Raw genomic sequence first — 2,486 nt, 5'->3', positions numbered from 1 at the left:
CGAAGATAGGTTAATAAGGTATTTGGCGAGATTCCTGCTAACTGACAAATTTTTTGGTGCGGTATCTTTTGGCTCTTTAACCAGAGAACTTCCATCTTCAGTTGAACCCGGGGATGGGGATGATGAAATCTTTCCTAAGACAGTGAGTTCTTTTCTTCTTCCGTGAATTCTAGGTTAATCATGTTTTTAATGAGTGCTTTGCTTCTAATTATGACTCTTAAACTATATTATTGTCCTTGAGTAAAAAATGCAAGTTGTAGCCGTGCAAAGTATAAATCCTAGGGTACTGGCCACCTCAAATAGGCGGGTATCACCCCGAAATAAGAGGATAGTGACTAGCCAAAGTCCAGCGGCCCAAATGCCAAAATTAAAAGCGTAGAGAATAGAAGTAATTAATAAACTAAAAATAAAGCGGCTGGGGGGAATCCGGTTAATAAATAAGACAAAACTTTGTCCGATCGCCTCGGAAACACTAGCGATAAAGACAACGATAATCGCTTCTTCCAAACCAAAGCGCAGGGATTTAATGGTGACGAAAGCGCGGGGATCGAGAACCAGTACACCGAAAAGGGTCGGCCAGGAAGGAGCAAGAAATAAAAGCAGCAATCCAGCGATTCCTAGTAATCCCAAAAGAGCCAAGGCTTGAATCAGTTGTTTCACGGGCGTTGTTAAAGTTAGATCGGTTAATGATGAGAAGGTCAGAGCGGGCGATCGAGGTTTACCGGCGGCTAGTTTGTCCGCCGATACTTAGGGTTTGCTGAAAAAGTTTTTCGTGGGGACAGGGTGTGGGGTGTGGGGTGTGGGGTGTGGGGTTTTACCGGTTTTGAGGTGGCCAATTACCTAATTTTCAGGGAAAAAGTGCCTCAATTTTCCCCCTCATCACTGCCATGCCTGGTACTTTTTGATTGACAAAAAGTCTAAAAGTCTTACCCAACAAGGTTTTTACCATTATTCAGCCAGCCCTACTTAGGAGCATTGAAGATGGAAAAAAATCAAATATCATACTTAGGTGAACCGATAATTTTCTCCGGCTCCGCTCAAAATCCTTGATTCTGTTCTATCCATAATAAACTCATTCTCCGATGACAAAACCTATCCGCGCCCAATCACCGCTAAAATTTCTCGCCCCCCATTTTAACCCCTTGGTCTTGGCGGCAATTTATCGGCTGTTGCCCTTCTATTTGCGATCGCAATGTCAGATTGAGCGGGTGGAAGGGGAAAATAGCGAAATTCTCGTCGATTGTTACGGCCGTTTCCAAGCTGGACAGTTGCGGTTTCTGCTTGCCTATCGTCATTCCAGCACTAACGATCCCCCCTCCTTGATCCATTATCTTCATAGCAACCTGCCTAAAATAGATGCCAATGAGGGAATAAGTTTAAATAAGCCAGTTTTTGGCTATTTTCTCTACGATCGAGGGATTCCCCTCTGGGCAGGTCCAGTGGCTAATTGGCTCTTACCGGCGATCGGTGGCGTTCCCGTGATCCGCGGTCGTCCCGATTTCGGCTGTTTGCGTACCCTGCGCCATCTCTACGTTCGCGGGCAATTTCCCTTGGCCATTGCGCCGGAAGGCTATACCAACGGTCACGGCGAACTGGTCAGTCGTTTAGAATTGGGCTGCGCTCAAACCAGTTTTTGGTGTGTCGAGGATCTGGTGGCAGCGGGGGAGAATCAGCAGCTGTCTATTGTCCCCATCGGTGTGAGGTATCAGTATTTAGAAAATCCCTGGCCGAAGATTTGGCAACTCTGTGGGGCGATCGAGCGCGAATGTGGTTTTCCTCCGGGGGATGGGGCCAATCGGCAATTAGAAAACTCTCTCTCATCGAGGGAATGGAATCCAGAGCAGCAATTGACCCCAGAGGAAGAGGCCCTACTCTACCCGAAACTATTGCGTATTGCTGAATATTTATTAGAACAAATGGAAAGTTTTGATCGGCGTTTCCATACCGCCATTCAGTTAGAGGAACAAGCGGCAAAGTTAGCCAATTTGAGTCCGATCGAGGGATTAACCCTGCGTTTACAGGGATTGATGGACGCAGTATTAAAAATGTTGGAGGGATATCTGCAAATGCAGCCCCATAGCGATCGCAATTTGCTCGAACGCGCCCAGGATATCGAGGATACGGTCTGGGATTGGATCTATCGTCGGGACGTGGACATCCAAACCCTCTCGGACGTGGAAAGGGGTTTGGCGGCTCTAGTCGCGTCGGAAGCGCATCAACATCTCTGGCACATGAGATGGGTGGAGAATTTTGTCGTCGTCACCGGTCATTATCTAGGGTTTGCTGAAAAAGTTTTTCCTGGGGGTAGGAGTCAGGAGTCAGGAGTCAGTAGCCGGTCGTCGGTCGTTTCAGGCTTTGTTGCCCTCTTTTTTTGTACCAGTTTATGTACTACGAGGAGAATAATGCAAGGTTTTTGAATGTCCCAATCCTATTTTCTTGCACTAACATCAGATTTTAACAGGTCAAAAGCCTTATTTTCAAAGGGT

Annotated in this window: 2 protein-coding genes and 1 pseudogene; 1 reads left to right on the top strand and 2 read right to left on the bottom strand. The window is 46.7% G+C overall.

Features of this window, described 5'->3' with window-relative positions; all coding sequences use genetic code 11:
* Together O9332_RS04805 and O9332_RS04800 are read right to left on the bottom strand one after the other, a co-directional pair.
* Window positions 1-182: pseudogene (locus O9332_RS04805) on the bottom strand (helix-turn-helix domain-containing protein); the annotation flags it as partial.
* A gap of 40 nt (window positions 183-222) precedes the next feature.
* Entirely contained in the window at window positions 223-660 is a 438-nt protein-coding gene (locus O9332_RS04800; protein WP_288023968.1) for a hypothetical protein, read from the bottom strand.
* Window positions 661-1,082: 422 nt separating this feature from the next.
* Between O9332_RS04800 and O9332_RS04795 the strand changes: the two genes are divergently transcribed.
* Window positions 1,083-2,417 carry a lysophospholipid acyltransferase family protein gene (locus O9332_RS04795; RefSeq protein WP_288023966.1) on the top strand — a complete coding sequence of 445 codons (1,335 nt, stop codon included), beginning with the start codon at window positions 1,083-1,085 and terminating at the stop codon, window positions 2,415-2,417.
* Window positions 2,418-2,486 lie beyond the last annotated feature (69 nt).

Origin of the sequence: Microcystis sp. LE19-10.1B (genome assembly GCF_027530565.1) — a bacterium.
In the GTDB taxonomy this organism is placed as follows: Bacteria; Cyanobacteriota; Cyanobacteriia; order Cyanobacteriales; family Microcystaceae; genus Microcystis; species Microcystis aeruginosa.
Note: the sequence above shows the minus strand (reverse complement) of the source record. Positions and strands in the feature narration are given on the sequence as shown.

What these genes read in the sequence shown, in the direction of transcription:
- O9332_RS04795 (WP_288023966.1), top strand. Translation starts at nt 1,083, where the DNA reads ATGACAAAACCTATCCGCGCCCAATCACCGCTAAAATTTCTCGCCCCC.